This is a genomic window from Nocardia sp. NPDC049149, assembly GCF_043197455.1.
Lineage (GTDB): Bacteria > Actinomycetota > Actinomycetes > Mycobacteriales > Mycobacteriaceae > Nocardia.
In genome coordinates this window covers 88,407-104,943 of the sequence record NZ_JBICTD010000003.1, presented here as the reverse complement: position 1 = coordinate 104,943, position 16,537 = coordinate 88,407, and the positions used below count along the sequence as shown (strand labels likewise).

At 63.2% G+C, this 16,537-nt stretch carries 12 protein-coding genes; 9 read left to right on the top strand and 3 right to left on the bottom strand.

Annotated features, from left to right (window positions below; genetic code table 11):
* The first annotated feature begins 9 nt into the window (after positions 1–9).
* Positions 10–456, top strand: a complete 447-nt coding sequence (locus ACGFNJ_RS11370) for a MarR family winged helix-turn-helix transcriptional regulator (protein WP_393446117.1) — start codon at positions 10–12, stop codon at positions 454–456.
* Between the two features lie 12 nt (positions 457–468).
* Here ACGFNJ_RS11370 and ACGFNJ_RS11365 read toward each other — a convergent pair whose 3' ends face one another.
* Positions 469–915 carry a MarR family winged helix-turn-helix transcriptional regulator gene (locus tag ACGFNJ_RS11365; RefSeq protein ID WP_393446115.1) on the bottom strand — a complete coding sequence of 149 codons (447 nt, stop codon included), beginning with the start codon at positions 913–915 and terminating at the stop codon, positions 469–471.
* 221 nt (positions 916–1,136) lie between these two features.
* On the opposite strand from ACGFNJ_RS11365, the gene ACGFNJ_RS11360 reads away from it, so the two are divergent.
* Positions 1,137–2,246 (top strand): NADH:flavin oxidoreductase, encoded by a 1,110-nt coding sequence (locus tag ACGFNJ_RS11360; protein ID WP_393446113.1) that lies wholly within the window; start codon positions 1,137–1,139, stop codon positions 2,244–2,246.
* Positions 2,247–2,255: 9 nt separating this feature from the next.
* Positions 2,256–2,873 carry a short chain dehydrogenase gene (locus ACGFNJ_RS11355; protein ID WP_393447796.1) on the top strand — a complete coding sequence of 206 codons (618 nt, stop codon included), beginning with the start codon at positions 2,256–2,258 and terminating at the stop codon, positions 2,871–2,873.
* Positions 2,874–2,948: 75 nt separating this feature from the next.
* Here the strand turns inward: ACGFNJ_RS11355 and ACGFNJ_RS11350 are convergent, their stop codons facing one another.
* Positions 2,949–3,425: a MarR family winged helix-turn-helix transcriptional regulator gene (locus ACGFNJ_RS11350; protein ID WP_393446111.1), complete on the bottom strand. Its 477-nt coding sequence runs from the start codon at positions 3,423–3,425 to the stop codon at positions 2,949–2,951.
* 54 nt (positions 3,426–3,479) lie between these two features.
* Between ACGFNJ_RS11350 and ACGFNJ_RS11345 the strand changes: the two genes are divergently transcribed.
* The 3 genes from ACGFNJ_RS11345 (at position 3,480) to ACGFNJ_RS11335 (ending at position 5,702) form a co-directional block, all read left to right on the top strand.
* Positions 3,480–4,025: a hypothetical protein gene (locus tag ACGFNJ_RS11345; RefSeq protein ID WP_393446109.1), complete on the top strand. Its 546-nt coding sequence runs from the start codon at positions 3,480–3,482 to the stop codon at positions 4,023–4,025.
* Between the two features lie 68 nt (positions 4,026–4,093).
* On the top strand, positions 4,094–4,939 hold the full coding sequence (locus ACGFNJ_RS11340) for an MBL fold metallo-hydrolase (protein WP_393446107.1): 846 nt from the start codon (positions 4,094–4,096) through the stop codon (positions 4,937–4,939).
* 400 nt (positions 4,940–5,339) lie between these two features.
* Entirely contained in the window at positions 5,340–5,702 is a 363-nt protein-coding gene (locus tag ACGFNJ_RS11335) for a cupin domain-containing protein (protein ID WP_393446105.1), read from the top strand.
* A gap of 652 nt (positions 5,703–6,354) precedes the next feature.
* On the opposite strand, the gene ACGFNJ_RS11330 is transcribed toward ACGFNJ_RS11335, so the two are convergent.
* Complete coding sequence (locus ACGFNJ_RS11330) at positions 6,355–6,693, bottom strand: hypothetical protein (protein ID WP_393446103.1); 339 nt, start codon at positions 6,691–6,693, stop codon at positions 6,355–6,357.
* Between the two features lie 1,082 nt (positions 6,694–7,775).
* Here ACGFNJ_RS11330 and ACGFNJ_RS11325 point away from each other — a divergent pair.
* From ACGFNJ_RS11325 to pglX, 3 genes are all read left to right on the top strand, one after another.
* Positions 7,776–8,177 carry a hypothetical protein gene (locus ACGFNJ_RS11325; protein ID WP_393446101.1) on the top strand — a complete coding sequence of 134 codons (402 nt, stop codon included), beginning with the start codon at positions 7,776–7,778 and terminating at the stop codon, positions 8,175–8,177.
* 103 nt (positions 8,178–8,280) lie between these two features.
* Positions 8,281–12,876: a BREX system serine/threonine kinase PglW gene (gene pglW / locus ACGFNJ_RS11320; protein WP_393446099.1), complete on the top strand. Its 4,596-nt coding sequence runs from the start codon at positions 8,281–8,283 to the stop codon at positions 12,874–12,876.
* Positions 12,873–16,535: a BREX-2 system adenine-specific DNA-methyltransferase PglX gene (gene pglX / locus ACGFNJ_RS11315; protein WP_393446097.1), complete on the top strand. Its 3,663-nt coding sequence runs from the start codon at positions 12,873–12,875 to the stop codon at positions 16,533–16,535. The genes pglW and pglX overlap by 4 nt, the downstream gene beginning before the upstream one ends.
* Positions 16,536–16,537 lie beyond the last annotated feature (2 nt).

Here is a 16,537-nt window from a genome sequence, read left to right as displayed (position 1 = left end):
TGTGGAGACATGGCACAGCAAGGGATCGGCGCCCAGGTCGCCGAGGCGATCGCCGAACTACTGCGTCGCCGGACCAGGGAGGGCATCTACGCCGAACTGGCCGGGGGTCTAGACCCTGCGGTGGACACCGCGACATACCCAGTGCTCAGTGCATTGGCCCGCCGCGGTCCGTCCAGCGCGGCCGCGCTAGCGGTCGAAATCGGCCTCGACCGCTCGGTGACCAGCCGCCACGCCACTCGCCTGGAACGAGCCGGATTGCTACGCCGCGATCCCGATCCCGCCGACGCGCGAGCGACCCTGCTCAACCTGACCGAGGGCGGTGAACAAGCGATCGCGATCATGCGCGAGCGTCTAGCTCAGCGTCTCGACCGGCACCTGGCCGCGTGGCCGGAGGATGAGGCCCGCGCGTTCGCGGCCGCACTCGCCCGATTCGTCCACGAGAAACCCTTCAGCTGACCGGGGTTCGGGTCAGTCCGGGTTGCTGACCATGTGCGTGTGCAACTCCTCGACGATGCTTTGCAGGCTGCGTCGACGCGCTGGACTCAGGGAGTCGAGCGCCGCGCGGGCGCCGTGCATTTGCTCACGCACCTGCTTGGCGATCGCGACGCCCTCGGCGGTGGCGACCACCTTCTTCACTCGGCGATCGGCTTGGTCGACGTGCCGCTCGACAAGTCCACGGTGCTCGAGTCGATCGATCAGCAAGGTGACATTCGATGCGTCACAGGACAAGGCGTCGGCCAGTTCGCGCATTGCGCGCGGTTCGACCAGTAGGCAGACGAGCTTGGCTTGGTTGTAGGTCAGGTCCAGGCCCTGGGCGGCGGCGAGGAAATCCCGGACATAGACGCGGCAGAACTCGGTGAGGGTCTCCATGACATCGAGCGAGGTCGGCGCGGTCGCCGATGCGGAGCGTGGCACAGTGCAAAGGTATGTCAAATACTTGATGAACTCAAGCTTTGCACAGAGGTAGCGCGCCCATTTCGCTGGACGGAATGCTTGACAGAATCAAGTACTTGAGGATGTACTGTCAGGCAGTTGCTTGAGTTGCTCAACTATTCGAAGCCTCGAGCTCCCCGTTCGTACCCTGCTTCCCCATACCGCAGCCGACCGCGATTCGGCGCGCCGACCCTGGAGACGACATGACTTCGGCAGTAGACACCACCCGCATCCGCCGGTTGCTGGATCGGCCACTCACGGTCGGCGATCTGACCGTGTCGAACCGGATCGCGATGGCGCCGATGACTCGGAACATGTCGCCGGGCGGCGTTCCCGGACCCGATGTCGCCGAGTACTACGCCCGCCGCGCAGCCAACAATGTGGGTCTCATCATCACCGAGGGCACCTACATCAACCGCGAAGCGGCCAGCGCCTACGACAATGTGCCGCACTTCTACGGCGAGCAGTCGCTCGCAGGCTGGGCGCACGTCGCCGAGCAGGTGCACCTCGCAGGCGGCCGGATCATCCCGCAGCTGTGGCACACCGGAGTGGCACGCACCGCGACCGAGCCGCCCGCTGAAAGCCCTTCCGGCGTAGGGATTTCCGGTGACCCGACCGGAAAGGCCATGACGCAGCGCGACATCGACGACACGGTCACCGCATTCGCCGACGCTGCGGCGGCGGCCGAGCGTCTCGGATTCGACGGTGCCGAATTGCATGGCGCACACGGCTATCTCATCGACAGCTTCCTGTGGAGCGGCACCAACCAGCGCACCGACCGCTACGGAGGCGATCCCGCCTCGCGGGCCCGGTTCGCGGTGGAGATCGTCGAGGCCATGCGTGCCGCGGTCTCTCCCGGTTTCCCGCTCTTTCTCCGACTCTCCCAATGGAAGTCCGGGAGCTACGAGGCCAAGATCGCGCAGAGCCCTGGCGAGCTGGAGCAGATCTTGACACCGCTGGTCGACGCGGGAGTCGACGCTTTCCACGCTTCCACCCGCCGATACTGGCTGCCCGAATTCGACGGCAGCGACCTCAATCTCGCCGGTTGGGTCAAGAAGCTCACCGGCAAGACCACGATCACCGTCGGCTCGGTCGGGCTGGACCAAGAGTTCGTCGGAGCAGGCGGATGGCAGAAGCAGGCGGCCGTGTCGGGCATCGATCAGCTGCTCGATCGCCTCGAACGCGACGAATTCGACCTCGTCGCCGTCGGCCGCGCCCTGCTGGCCAATCCGGACTGGGCCAACAAGGCTTTACACGGCAACCTCGACGAAACCATCGCCTACGACCGCGCGGTCCTGAAGTCCCTCAACTGACCCCGGTGGCTGTGCGGCGCTCGTCAGCGGCATGATCGAAGTGTGAAGGTACTTGTGATCGGAGCCAGTGGGACGCTCGGCGGTGCGGTTGCCGAGGCGCTGGCGGACTCCCATGAGGTGGTGCGGGCAGCGCGGAGCGGGCCGGTGCGGGTCGACCTTGCCGACATGGACTCGTTGGACGCGCTCTTCGCCGAAGTGACCGGATTGGACGCGGTCGTGTGTTGTGCGGCGAGCGGGCCGCTGGTGGACCTGCAGCAGGTCTCCGATGTCGAGTTCGCGGCAGGTCTCCACGACAAGCTGCTCGGCCAGGTTGCCTTGGCGCGGCGTGCGATTCATAGCGTGCGCGACGGCGGTTCCATCACGCTGACCGCCGGTACTTTTGTGTCACCGCTGGCCGGTGGCTCCTTGGGCGCACTGGTGAACTCGGGCCTGGAGGGTTTCGTCAGAAACGCCGCTGCCGAGCTGCCACGTGGGCTGCGTATCAATGCCGTCAGCCCGGGTTGGATCAGCGAGACGCTGGCGAAACTCGGCATGGACGCGTCGGATGGCACCCCTGCCGCCGACGTCGCCAAGACGTATGTGGCTGCCGTAGAAGGCGTTTCGCAGGGGCAAGTGTTCCGGCCATGATGCGGCGCCATGATGTCACGCGGCGCGGTGACGAGCTCGTCGATGACTTCCGAGATCCCTCCCATTTCCCCGCCGCTATTGATCAGTCGAGGCATCCGTGAGCGCATCGCGGAGCCTGCGCAGCAGGACCTCCCACTGCCGCACCTGGCCTGCGGTGAGGTGATCCACCAGGTGTCGTTGGACGCCGGGGACATGCACTCGCAGTCCTCGGTACAGGACTTCCCGTCCTTGCTCGGTCAGTGCCACCAAAGCGACCCGGCGATCGTGCGGATCCGGTTCGCGGCGGATGAGCCCGGCTGCTTCCATGCGGTCGACCAGCTTGGAACACCCCCCGGAGGTGAAGGACAGCATCTCCGCCAAAGCCGTCATGCGCACGGCGTCCGCGTCGCTCCGAGCCAGACGCAGCAGCACCTCGAACCATGACGCGGGCACGCCGGCCGCGGCTTCGATCTCGCCGTCGATCCGCTCGACCAGGGCGGCGTGGACTTCCACCAGCAGCCCCCACAGGGTGATGCGGGGGTCTTTCAGCAACTCGTCCATCTCGTCGGCCACGAAGCAAGGTATATCACATTGTCTTCCGTGGAAGATTCCTTGTAAAACTCTTCCATGGAAGATAGCTTGATCGTAGCCGTCGTCGCGGACGATGATCGAGGAAAGGATTTAGGCATGGCTGCAACAGCAATGGTGCCGCGCATCCGCGAGTTCCTGCACGATCGGCGTCGCCGTCGGACCGAAGGCGGCACAATCGTATCCAAAGCAGCGAGTCCGGCCCTGGTGGCGATGGTGGTCGCGCTGCTGTTGGGCGCCGGTGGCGTAGCGGAGGGGACCCCTGAAACAACGCCCTACGGCGGGCATTTCGTCGTGCAGATCGACAATGGCGTTGTTTTCGATCTGCGATTCACGCCGGACGGTAAGCATCTGACCTACAAGTACCTGGCCGGCGGCGAAGGCGAGGAAACCGTGGACCCGGTGATCGCGAAGGTAGGGGAGCAGGCTTATCTCATCACCTGGTTCGAGCCGAAGACCGGCTACACGGTCAGTCATGTCGAGAACTATCGGGCGGGCAAGGTCGATTTGACGTGGTCGTACCCCAAACCTGATGGCAGCCACGCGCTCGAATTGCACACCGCGACAATCGAGGTCGTCAAATGAGAGAGGACTGTTCCATGTGGGCTCGTATCGGCTCGAGGCTTCTTGCAGTATTCGCTTTGGCGGCAACGGTGACGTCGTGCGGTTCGAACCATGAATCGGCCGACGCCGAGCTGCGGTGGTCGGCGGCTCGCGCCGACGAGGCCGGATTCTCCAGAGCGCCAGTGGTTTTGAGCGGCGCCGACGAATCCGTTCTGATCGACGGCGGCTTCCGTTACTCCGACGGACAGGCGCTGGTCGAGGAGATCAAACGGATCGGCAAGCCGCTGCAGACGATCTTCGTCTCTTCGAGCGATCCGGATTACTACTTCGGTTTGCGTCCGGTGGTCGAGGCGTTTCCCGGTGTCAAGGTGATCGGCCCGGACGACGTCGTTGCGGCGATCCACGCGAATGTCGGGATCAAGATTGCCACCTGGTCGCCGCAGTTGGGTGACAACGGGCCACGCAACCTCGCCGGAGTGGTCATCCCCGAACCGTCTCGGGTAGACAGCCTGACGGTTGGCGCCGACAAGGTCGACATCGTGCGCGCGGAGAATCTCGGCGATCACTACTATCTGTGGATCGGCGGCCTGGACGCCATCGTCGGCGGCAATCTGGTGTATTCGGGAGAGCATGTCTGGGTGGCCGATCTGCCGACCCTTCCCCAGCGTCAACAGTGGATCAAGGTGCTCGACGCCATGATCGAGCGAAATCCGAAAGTCGTCATCGCAGGCCACGCCGCGAGCGGCACGAACAACGGAGTCGACGCGCTGCGGTTCACCCGCGACTACCTGGCTGCCTTCAACGACGCGGACGCTCGAACAAGTAACAGCGCCGAGCTGATCGCGGCCATGCAACAGCGCTATCCGAACCTCGTCGGCGCCACCAATCTCGAGCTGGGCGCCAAAGTGGTGAAGAACGAAATGACTTGGGGCTGAATAGGTTACGAGGATCTCCGCGAGGGCGAATGGTGATCGATGGGTGTCGGCGAGGGTTTGCTCGATATCGGTCGCCCGCTGCGGCACCAGCCGCTCGATGGATCGGTGTCATCACCAGCCTTGTGGTTGGAGCCAGCCTGAGTAGGCTGTGATGCGCATCACTCCCCATATTCGGGGGTGTGCAAGTTACGGCAGCACTGCGGGTGGGTGGGTGTCGCATCGAGAGTCGCCGACGCACACAGTGCCGGTGCACTCGTCGTCGAGTCGACCTCGAAGAACGGTGACTGGCAATGGCCGAACAGCGAATGCCGCGACGCAGCCATTTCGATGCCGACGATGTGGTCCGTGCGGATGCCGATCCATCGGAAATGCGGGGACAGCAGTAGCTAGGAGAACAATCATGTCCGGTCTGGTACGCAAGAGTTTCGATTCGCCCGAGGAAACCCGCACCTTCGAGGACGGCAAAGGCAAACTCGATCTCGTCAACCTCGATGCCGGCGCAGTAGGTCGGGCGATTTTCGAACCAGGCTGGCGGTGGTCGGAACATGTCAAGCCGATCGCACAGACCGACAGCTGCCAGGCGCCGCACATGGGCTACTGCGTCTCGGGACACATGATGGTGGTCATGGACGATGGCGAGAAACAGGAATTCGGTCCAGGAGACTTCATGATCGCCCCACCCGGACACGACGCCTGGATAGTCGGCGACGAACCGTGCGTCATGATCGACTGGCAGGGTGTCGCCGACTACGCCAAACGGTGAGATACCAAGTCGGACAACCACACCGTGCCGACTGACCGGCCAGTGTCCGGGTAGTGCCGATATGCAGGCGCCAGCCGCAACTGGTCAGGTGATCATGGGAACTGAGGGCGGCATCGGTCGAGAGGCCAGTTGCATAGTTTCCCCGTGATCGCCTGTCCAGTAGTGCATCTCGGACGATGTCGGCCAAGCGCACGGCGTTGCGGGCTTGCCACGGGCTCAGGTGCGCTGGGATTCTGCGCATCCGGTATCGCCGCTGCGTGGGCGTTGGGACTGGCGGTCGGAGCCCGCGCCACCGTAGTGGCCGTGCCCCTGATCGCTTGCCGGGCAAAGCTTCCCGCCGGTGGTGGTTATCGCGGCTCCTCATCGACCAGGTTGCCGTGCTGGTCGCGCCATTGACCGGTTGCCGTGTCCAGAGTCCAGCCCTCCCACTCGGTACCGTCCAGGTCGTCGGAGAACCTGCCGCCGAAACCTGGGCTCGTTCCTTCGGGTGCCCCACGTCTGTCCCACGCGGTGCGCTCGCAGAGTTGGTGTTGCCCCACGGAAATGGGCTCTAGCTCGATGTTCGCTTGTGGACCTAGCGGGACGTTATTCAAACCGTGCTGAGCTGCGGGAACTTGAAGCTGCCCGTGCGAAGATCGAGTTAGAGGATGTATCAGCTGTGCAGCGCGGTCGCAAACGGGCATCGCCAGCCAAGTCGAAACACCGAATCCCTCGGCGTGTCGAACGTCGGCTGCCGCAGTCCGTGGTCGAGGAGTTGCTCCAGGCATACCGAGACGGGGCATCCACGGCGGAACTCGCCGAATGTTATCGCGTGTCCAAGAGCGCGATCCTTGCCTTGCTGACCAAACGCGGCGTCGCACGACGGTATCAGTCGTTGACAGAAGCAGACATCGACCGTGCCGAACAGCTCTATCTCGAAGGCCACTCGCTGGTTGCGTGCAGCAGTCTCGCCGGCTTCCCGGCCAGCAGCATCAACCGCGCCCTCGGCCAACGCGGTACCCCGATGCGGCTAGCGGGTCGACCTTGGTCTGACGGCTGTCGGTAGAACCGGGGGTGCAGTGTGTCGACACGCCGAGAACGGAGGCGAACTTGGATCGGTAGCAACTGAATGGCAACCGGGTGTAACTCTGAGCTAAGCGTGACCGGCAGTGTCCGCGTATATCGGAGTTGGGAGCGTTTCACCACTGTCCACCGTCTACCCGAAGCGCCCAGATAGTCTACTATGAAGGAAAGTCGCTGTGCGTCAGGGATTTCGAGGACCTTCACAATTTGGTGGCCACACGGCTCAGCGGGAGTGCTTTCACCGAAAGTCATCGTTTCATGTTGGCCTCTGGTGTGATTCCCGGGATCGACCGTAAACAATACCGTATTCATGGTCGAGGTGCTGAGGTATACGGCTTCCGATTTGGTAAAGGTGAGTTGTCCAGTTGCTCAGCAAGATTCGCTTGCACGCGACCGTTCGATGCGGCTTATCTGTCGAACGGTTGAGTGCACCGGTGTCCGCTGTCTGAATGATTTTCACCTGATCTCGTTTGCCATAGGGTGGACCTCCCGCCGATGTAGTAACGCCTTTCATCCCCAGGGGAACTGATTGTCCCGAAGATCGAGCCGTCGACAGCAGCAGCCTCGCCTCTGCCGCCACGTATGCGCCGAGGGCGGTTGAAGCAGTGGTGGGGGCGGGCGAAGCTTGGCGACCAATCGGCGGCAGTCACCGGGTTCGCAGCTGGCGCAGTAGGACTCACTGGCGTCCAGCCTCAACAAGCTGATCCACCACCTGGGTGCACTCGCGATGGGGTCGCGGTGCGCGCAGGGCTTCCAATCGCGCATCACGGCCGTGTGGGGACACCAGCTCGCCTTGATTGCAATGATCGGCCGTCCAGACGCGGGCTCGCCCAGCCGCGCCAAAGTCGTCGAGAGGATTGGCGTGTCGCAGCACGACACGCCAATAGTCTTGACCAAGCAGCAATCCATCGGCGAACCAATGGCCCACCGCGAACACAAGCATTCCGCAGTCAACTCGGCCGTAACTGGCGTAGGGCCTCCAAACATGGTTCTGCAGGATGGCAACGGCGCATGTTTCACGGCAGTCTTGCATCTTTTGCTGTCTACCAGCCGAATTCATTGGATAATCAGCACAGGTTCTGGGAGACCGACCTCCGAGGGGAGAGTTATGCCAGCATGCTCAATCTATTTGCTGCAGTGCATCTTCGGTCGGTGAGACTCGTTCAACGGACCCGTCACCGTTCGCGGACCGACGAGCCGTGGTGGCCTCATATCAACACTGCCGCAACAGGTCTCAAGGTGAAAATCAACCGTTTCCAGTCGATCACCGGCGACTCGGCAGGTAACGTCGGCCCGCGCTCGCCGATTGCATTCGGAGGGTACGTAGCGGGGGATATGTACGCCGACCTGTTCGGCGGTGTGGTGGGGATCAGAAAGGATTGCCGGGCCTCAGGATTCAGCGCGCTGGAATGAGGTCAATCCCAGTCAGCACCCTCGCTGGCGAGAGTGACTTCGAGGGCTGACCGATTACCGGCCATCGATGGAACGTGATGGCAAAGAGAACGAGGTTCGACGCATGGAAATGGATCGGTGGACGACTGTTACCGAGTCAGGTTTCGAGCACGAACGCCGCGGCTTGGAGGTCATCCGCGTCGCGCTACCTGATGCCGACCCGTGGTATGCGTGGTCGAACTTCACCTTCACCGAGCGGTACGGACACGTACGTGAGGTCGACCTGCTGGTGATCGCGCCCAACGGGGTCCACATGATTGAGCTGAAGGACTGGCGCGGCCGACTCACCGTCGAAGATGGCGACTGGGTGCAGAAGCTGGACGGTCGAGGTCGACGGCATCACCGCAGCCCGTTGCATCTCAATGAGCAGAAGGCCAAGGAATTGGCCGGGTTGCTCGGCCCACACCTCGGGGCCGAGCGGGTCTTCGTGACGAGTCATGTCTGCCTGACCAACAAGGATCTGACGTTCAACTTGCCGCCGGGCGACCGCGCGAATACACACACCATCGCGGAGCTGATACGAGTATTGGCTGGACCGGTGCTCGACGAGCGCCGCCGGATGACCGCCCAGCGGGCGAAGTCTGTCGCTCGGGCGCTGCAGAAGGTCGGAATCGGCCGCAGCGAAGCTGATTTCACGGTGGGCGCATACCGGCTCGAACACAAGCCATTCGACATAGGCCCGACCTGGAGCGATTACCGGGCCGAACATGCCGATCTGGGCACACTGGCGCGCGTCCGGATCTACGTCTCCGAACGCGGCGCGGATGCCGAGGCGCGCAAGTCGGTTTACGACTCGGCAAAGCGAGAGGCGGCGGTACTAGGCCGATTCCGGCATCCCGGCGTGGTGCGGTTCGTCGATATCGACTCCGGCGCGCATCCGGCAGGTCCGGCGCTGATCTTCGAATACGATCCGGCCACAGTGCGTTTGGACGAATTCGTGTCGCGTCATGCCGCCATTCTGGACCTCGCCGACCGGCTGCAGCTGGTGCGCCAGCTGGCGGAGACGATGCGTGCGGCACACTCGGGACGCATCTACCACCGCGGCCTGGCTGCACACTCGGTGCACGTGATCCCACGACTGCGCGACCGGAGTGGCCGCCAACTTGGGGAACAAGACCGTTGGCGCACACCGTATCTGCAGATCTCGGACTGGCAAATCGCCGCCCAGCACGGAACCGCCAGCCGACCGGGTCTGAGCGGCCCTGCGACCACGAATCTCACGACGGCGCATCTGGCTCCCGGCACCGAGGTGTACCTGGCGCCGGAGCTCGCCGCCCCCCGGCCCAGGCCCATCGAGATGGACGTCTATGGCCTGGGCATGCTTACGTACCTGCTGGTGACGGGCCGACCTCCGGCCACGACCCAGGCGGAGTTGCTGTCCAGGCTCGAGGCAGGTGAAGGATTACGGCCAGGCGCGATCGTGGACGGGTTGCATCCCGACGTCGATGAGCTGGTCGAAGCCGCTACCGCTTATCAGCCAGAGCGCCGGATTTCTACGGTGGACGAGTTCCTGGAGTGGCTGGAACTCATCGAGACCGGATTGCGCACACCCGCGGAACCGGAACCGGTTGCGCCGGAGATCGATCCGTTGGAGGCGGTCGCCGGCGATGTCCTCGACAGACGCTGGGAGGTGCGGCGACGGCTCGGCACCGGCTCGACCAGTCGTGCATTCCTGGTGCGTGATCTCGCCGCGGACCCGCAGGCAAAGGACGCGCGAGCCTTCGCGGTGCTGAAGGTGGCGTTGTCGGACGGCCGTGCCGAAGTGCTGACCCGCGAAGCCGAGGTGATGCGGCGGCTGCGCAAGGATGCCCGCATCATTCAATCGGTCGAGCCGGGGATCGTCCACATCGGTGACCGGACCGGCCTGTTGCTCGAATACGTCGGCGACGAAAGGGGATTGGTTGCGCCGACGGACGCGGGGAGCAAGCGCCGCCGGAGCGAAGAGACGGTGGCGCGACACCTCCGCGAGAACGGCCGCCTCACGGTGGACGAACTTGAGGCATACGCCGAATACCTTTTCGGCGCAGTTGAATTCCTCGAGGGCGAGGGCATTTGGCATCGTGACCTGAAGCCGGACAACATTGCGATCCGTGTGCGCCCCAATAGAACTCGCCAGCTGGTCCTCATCGATTTCTCGCTGGCCGGCTATCCGGCCAAGGACACCGATGCGGGGACCGACGGCTACCTGGATCCGTTCATCGGAACGATCAACCGCACCAACTACGACGCGCACGCAGAACGCTACGCGCTGGCGGTCACGCTGCACGAGATGGCGTCGGCTGAACTTCCGCGCTGGGGTGACGGCTCGGTCGCCGCACGGCAGACCGATCCGAAACAACTGCCCTACCCGGAGATTGCCACGGACGCATTCGATCCGTCGATCCGGGACGGCTTGATCGGGTTCTTCCGCAGAGCACTGCACCGGAATGCCGCACAACGGTTCGACGACCTCAAGCCAATGCGGGACGAGTGGCGGCGAATCTTCCTGGAGATGGTGCGATCGGTGCCCTCCCGACCGCGGACCAGGCAGCCGGGCGTTGACACGACCGACGGTGCACCCGGTTCCGAAACACAGGCCGGCGTCGCGGGCCTCGCGCCCGCGGATGCGGAGACATCCGCGCAGGAGCGCAACCGGATCGCTGAGCAGGCGACTTGCGAAACACCCTTGGCGACTGCAGGTTTGACGGCAGCAGCCGAGCAGTTCCTGTACGGGCTCGGCATCAACACGGTTGGCGATCTACTCGACTATAGCCAGCGCAACCTCATCAACGCCCCCGGCCTGGGTGCGCGCACCCGCATCGAGATCCAGGGCCGTCAGAAGCAGTGGGGAAGACTGCTGCGCCGCACCACACCCACCCCACTCACGACCGAAGGCCGCCTCGCTGCCAAGGAAGAGCTGAACGAAGCACAATCCGCCGCAGCGGATCTGGGCAATGCGGCGGCGCTGCAGGCATTGAGCCTGGATACCCTCGTGTCGGAGCTGGTGCCGGTACTCAATAACAACGGGTCCAACGCCAAGAAGGTCGACATGGTGACCCGGCTGCTTCAGGTCCCAGGTGTGGACGACCTGCCCGATCTGGGCGTGTGGCCGACGAAGTCGGCGGTGGCGGCGTCGATGGGCGTCAGCTCGCCTGCCATCTCGCAGTCGCTCCGGCAGATGCGGCAGAAGTGGCGTAAATCCAACGCCATATCTGCGGTACGCGATGAAATCCTGGAGTTACTGAGGGAATTCGGTCGAGTCGCTTCCATTATCGAGCTTGCCGACGCCCTGATCCTGCGCCGCGGCACCCGCCTCGACGGTCGTGCGCTGCGGCGGTCGCTGGCCGTGGCGGTGCTGCGCGCGGTCGTGGAAGCCGAACAGTTGACGCCGGATCAGGCGGCGTTCAAGTGCAACGAACCCCGCGACGGCGCCCTGCCGGTGGTGCTGGCCCTGGAGGTGGACGAAGACAACGATCCGTCCGAAACACCTTCGGTGAAGGCACTATTGGGCTATGCGGCACGGTTGGGTGGGGCGGCGGATCGGCTGGCAGATTCGGAGACTCTCCCCACCCCTGCCACCGTGCTGGAGCGGTTGAGCGCTATCGACGTGCCGCCGGGCGTCGTCGAGTGGTCCGATCTGGGCTGGGACGAGCGGCGGCTGGTGCAGATGGCAGTGGGCGCATCGCGGAACGCCGCGGCCACACCGCGATTGGAGATCTACCCACTGACTCTCCCGTTGGTAAGGGCGGCCCGCCTCACCCAGGCGGGTTTGGTCCGCCTGACCCCGGGCCTGGAACGCCAGCGTCAGCCCGGTATACGGGTCGAGGAGGTGCACGAGCGGATTCGTGCTCGCTTCCCGGAACTCGGAGCAGGACGGGTGCTTCCGGTCGGCTCGGAACTCACTGCCGCACTGCGTAATGCCGGCTTCGATCTGGTGCTGGAGACCAGTTCCGAGGGCATAACCCGCTATCTACCGACCCACGGAATAGATGCCTTCAGCTCCATGTCGGTCTGGTCGGGCCGCCGATCCACCGCCACCACCTTCCGGAACGGCCGCTGGGCCGACGACCCGGCGGTGGCCGCGGCGTCCCGCGCCGAGGAACAGCTCACCGCCGCGGCGGGCCGCGACGGTTTCCGAGTGCTGACAGTGCGTTCTTCGCTCGCCAATCTGGCTGCCAGCGAGATCTCGAGTCGGTTTGCGGCCGAGCCGATTTCAATGACCGGGCTCTTCCTGTCCGTCATGCATGATCTGATTCCCGTCGGTGGCAAGCCGACCTGGGCGACAATCCTCATGGCCGACGCCGCCGAACCGGGCAGCAAGCGCGCGATCCGGTTCGCCGAGTACTCACGCACCGCATGGGGCCGAATCGAACCAAAGGTGCGTACGCGCCTGGCTGCGACGGCTGGCCCGGTGCTCATCACAGACACCTTGGTCTTCGCACGCTATGACGCCATGGGCGTACTGAACCGGTTGGCGGAGCAGGCGCGGCACGGCGGTCGCGGACTGTGGATGCTCTGCCCCCAGGACGACCCCGATCGCAAACCACGCCTTGGCACGGTCGCAGTTCCTTTCCTGGCCGGGTTCAGCGAGTGGATTGTGCTGACCGACGACTGGGTCCGTAACACGCACCGGTCCGGTAGCCGAAACATCAACGCCGACAACACAGGAGTGTCAGCATGATCGACCGCGTCGTATTGTTGGCAGACCTTCGCAAGCAGGTAGTGGCGGTCGAGAAAGACCTGACCCAGCAGGTCGAGCATCCCGGCACCGATGCCGCCCGTGCGGCGCGCGATCAATTACTCGATGAATATCATCAAGCCAGAAAGGTCGGCCGTACCGCCGCCACCTGGTCGAAGTGGCTGGCAGGCGACGACAAGTTCCCGGGCCGTGTCCCTCAGGTGGCCGCGGCCTGGGTGCTGGGCACCGTATTTGTCCGCTTCTGCGAAGACAATCAGCTCATCACCGAGCCATACCTGACCGGACCCAGTACTGACCGCCGTGGTCTGGCGCAGGCCCGCTATGACGCCTACGTCGAATCCGATCCCGATCCCACTTACCGCGGTTGGCTGCTGCGTGCATTCGCCGAACTCGGCGCCGGTCAAGCAGGGAAGCTCCTGTTTGACCCGGCCCATAACGCGCTGTATCAGGTGCCGTTGTCGCACGAGGGCGCGGGCGCGCTGGTCAAATTCTGGCGTACCAGAAACGAACGCGGGCACCTGGTGCACGATTTCACCGACCCGCTGCGAGAGGGTGGTAGAGAAGGATGGAGCACCCGCTTCCTCGGCGACCTTTACCAGGATCTGTCGGAGAATGCGCGCAAGGCGTACGCACTGCTGCAGACCCCGGTGTTCGTGGAAGAGTTCATCCTCGATCGCACCATGACGCCAGCTCTCAAGGAGTTCGGGCACGAGGAGCTGAAGGTGATCGACCCGACGTGCGGCTCAGGGCATTTCGTACTTGGGGCGTTCCGTCGGCTGGTCGAGGCATGGGAAGTGCAGCCGCGCGGGAAAGGCCTGCATCAGCAAGTGCGGGCAGCACTGGATTCGGTGCACGGCGTGGACCTTAACCCATTCGCCATTGCTATCGCCCGCTTCCGGCTGCTGGTCGCGGCGATGGCTGCGGCGAAGGTCGACACGCTCACCAAGGCCGCCAAATACGAGTGGCCAATCCACCTGGCGATCGGTGACTCGCTCATTCACAACCGACAGCTCGAACTTGCCTACAGCGGCACCAGCAGTGGAGACCCACTCGCCGAATTCTCCTACGCTACCGAGGATCTGCCCGAGCATCCGCGCATCTTGGAGAAGGGGCGCTATCACGTGGTGGTCGGCAACCCGCCTTACATCACCGTCAAGGACAAGATGCTCAACGAGGTTTATCGGAAGGACTACTCCTACGTTTGCTCGGGGGCGTACGCGCTGTCAGTTCCCTTCGCAGCCCGGTTCTTCGAACTCGCCATGCACAGCGGCTCCGATTCAATGGGGTACGGCCGAGTTGGGCAAATCACCGCCAACTCGTTCATGAAACGCGAGTTCGGCACCAAGCTCATCGACGAGTACTTTGCGAAGAACGTGCAACTCACCGAAGTGATCGATACGTCCGGCGCATATATTCCGGGGCACGGCACACCGACCGTGATCTTGGTCGGCACACCACAATCTGGTGACAGCCGGAGACCGACGATCCGCACGGTGCGAAGCGTGCGAGGTGAACCCAAAGCTCCCACCGAACCCGAGAATGGTCTCGTATGGCGGGAAATTGTCGATCAGATCGACAATCCCGGGTTTATAGGTCAGTGGGTTTCAGTGGACGACCTCGATCGAAAGCGATACTTTGGTAAGCAGCCGTGGATTCTGGTCGATGGCGGCCTTGAGATGGTCGAACGACTAGGTCAGGCTGGTTCGCTTACTCTTGCATCAGCAACGAAAGAGATTGGCACAGGCGCAATCACACGTGAAGACAGTGCGTATATGGTTGGCGGCGGATATCTTCGTCGGCAGCGCGTCGATACGAGCCATCAGCGCCATATCGTTGAAGGAACAGAAGTAAGAGATTACTGCGTCCTTGAGCCGACGCTATCTATCTGGCCATATAGTCCCGAATCCCTCGATGCAGAGGCTTCGGAGTCTGTTCTGCGGATGCTTTGGCCGCATCGCGCGCTTTTGCGCAACCGAGTTGCATTCGGTAACAGTCAGATTAGCAGGGGCCTCACATGGTTCGAGTACTCAATGTTCTTCGCCGACCGCTATAGAGTGCAACTCGGCATCCCCTTCGCGTTCGTGGCGACGCACAACCATTTTGCGTTGGATCGGGGTGGGAAGGTGTTCAAGCAGTCCGCGCCGGTGATCAAGCTGCCTGAAGGGGCAACCGAGCAGGAGCATTTGTTTCTACTCGGGCTTCTCAACAGCTCCACCGCCTGCTTCTGGCTCAAGATGGTGAGCCACAACAAGGGCAGCACTGTCGACGATAAGGGGGCCCGCCAGTCACGAGTACCTTTCGATGACTTCTACGAGTTCACGGGAACCAAACTGCAGAAGTTTCCGCTCATCAGAGAATTCCCTGCGCATCTCGGCGAGGAGCTCGATCGATTAGCCTGTGAGCTGAGTCGGACAAGCCCTGCTGCGATTGTGGCAACTGAGGCACCGACGATTGCCTCGTTGCGTATTGCCCAGTCCCGATGGTGTGCGGTTCGGCACCGCATGATTGCACTCCAGGAGGAACTTGACTGGCAGGTGTACTCCCTTTACGGGCTGTATTCCCAAGACCTTCGCGCTCCCGAAGCCGTTGTGCCAGAAATTGTATTGGGGGAGCGGGCTTTCGAGATCCTCCTGGCTCGCCGCGTCGCGGTGGGTGAGGCTCCGGGTGATTGGTTCACTCGACATGATTCCATCCAGGTCACCGAAATCCCCTCCGGCTGGCCGGATTCCTATAAGCGCGTAGTTGAAAAGCGCATCGACGCCATCGAAAACAACCGCGCCATCAACATGATCGAGCGCCCCGAGTACAAGCGCCGCTGGGCGACCGAGGGCTGGGATGCCTTGCAGTGCAAGGCCCTCCGCTCCTGGCTCCTCGACCGCATGGAACGCCGTGACGTGTGGTACGACGAGAACGACCAACCGGTCATCCGTGCCTTGCACCGCCTGACGGACCTTCTCTCGCAGGACGAGGATTTCGCCTCGGTCGCCGCGATCTACGCACCACGCCAAGACCTGGCGAAAGTGGTAGCAGATCTACTCACCGAGGAGCACGTCCCCTTCCTGGCCGCCCTGCGCTACAAGCCATCCGGCCTACGCAAACGCGCCGACTGGGAGCACGTCTGGGACCTCCAGCGCCAGGAGGACAACGCCTCCAACTTGGAGCAACAGCTCAAGATTCGCGATTCAATCCCGTTACCGCCCAGGTACACCAGCACTGATTTCCTGCGGACCTCGTTCTGGCAGGCTCGCGGCAAACTGGACGTCCCGAAGGAGCGCTTCATCTCCTACGGTGACACCAACACCCCCACTCCGCATCGTTACGGCTGGGCAGGCTGGGATCACCGAGAGCAAGCTCAAGCTCTCGCAACGTATTTCACGACACATGCTCTGGATACCGAGCAGATCACCCCATTATTGGCCGGTCTGCTGGAGTTGCAGCCATGGCTGTACCAGTGGCACAACGAATTCGATGACGCCTATAGCGGCCCTCCGTCCGAATTCTTCGCCGGGTACCGCCGTCAGATTCAGAGTGAACACGGGTTGGCCGACGACGACCTGCTGGCCTGGCGTCCGGCGGCCGCCACCCGCGGCCGAGCCACCGGCGCCAGAAAAGCTACCCGAGCGCGCAAGACAGAGGAGTGACA

Bases quoted from the DNA above. Each gene is read 5' to 3' on its own strand.
- pglX (WP_393446097.1), top strand. From the start codon at position 12,873: ATGATCGACCGCGTCGTATTGTTGGCAGACCTTCGCAAGCAGGTAGTG.
- ACGFNJ_RS11345 (WP_393446109.1), top strand. From the start codon at position 3,480: ATGGAAGATAGCTTGATCGTAGCCGTCGTCGCGGACGATGATCGAGGA.
- ACGFNJ_RS11325 (WP_393446101.1), top strand. From the start codon at position 7,776: ATGTTTCACGGCAGTCTTGCATCTTTTGCTGTCTACCAGCCGAATTCA.
- ACGFNJ_RS11335 (WP_393446105.1), top strand. From the start codon at position 5,340: ATGTCCGGTCTGGTACGCAAGAGTTTCGATTCGCCCGAGGAAACCCGC.
- ACGFNJ_RS11360 (WP_393446113.1), top strand. From the start codon at position 1,137: ATGACTTCGGCAGTAGACACCACCCGCATCCGCCGGTTGCTGGATCGG.
- ACGFNJ_RS11370 (WP_393446117.1), top strand. From the start codon at position 10: ATGGCACAGCAAGGGATCGGCGCCCAGGTCGCCGAGGCGATCGCCGAA.
- pglW (WP_393446099.1), top strand. From the start codon at position 8,281: ATGGAAATGGATCGGTGGACGACTGTTACCGAGTCAGGTTTCGAGCAC.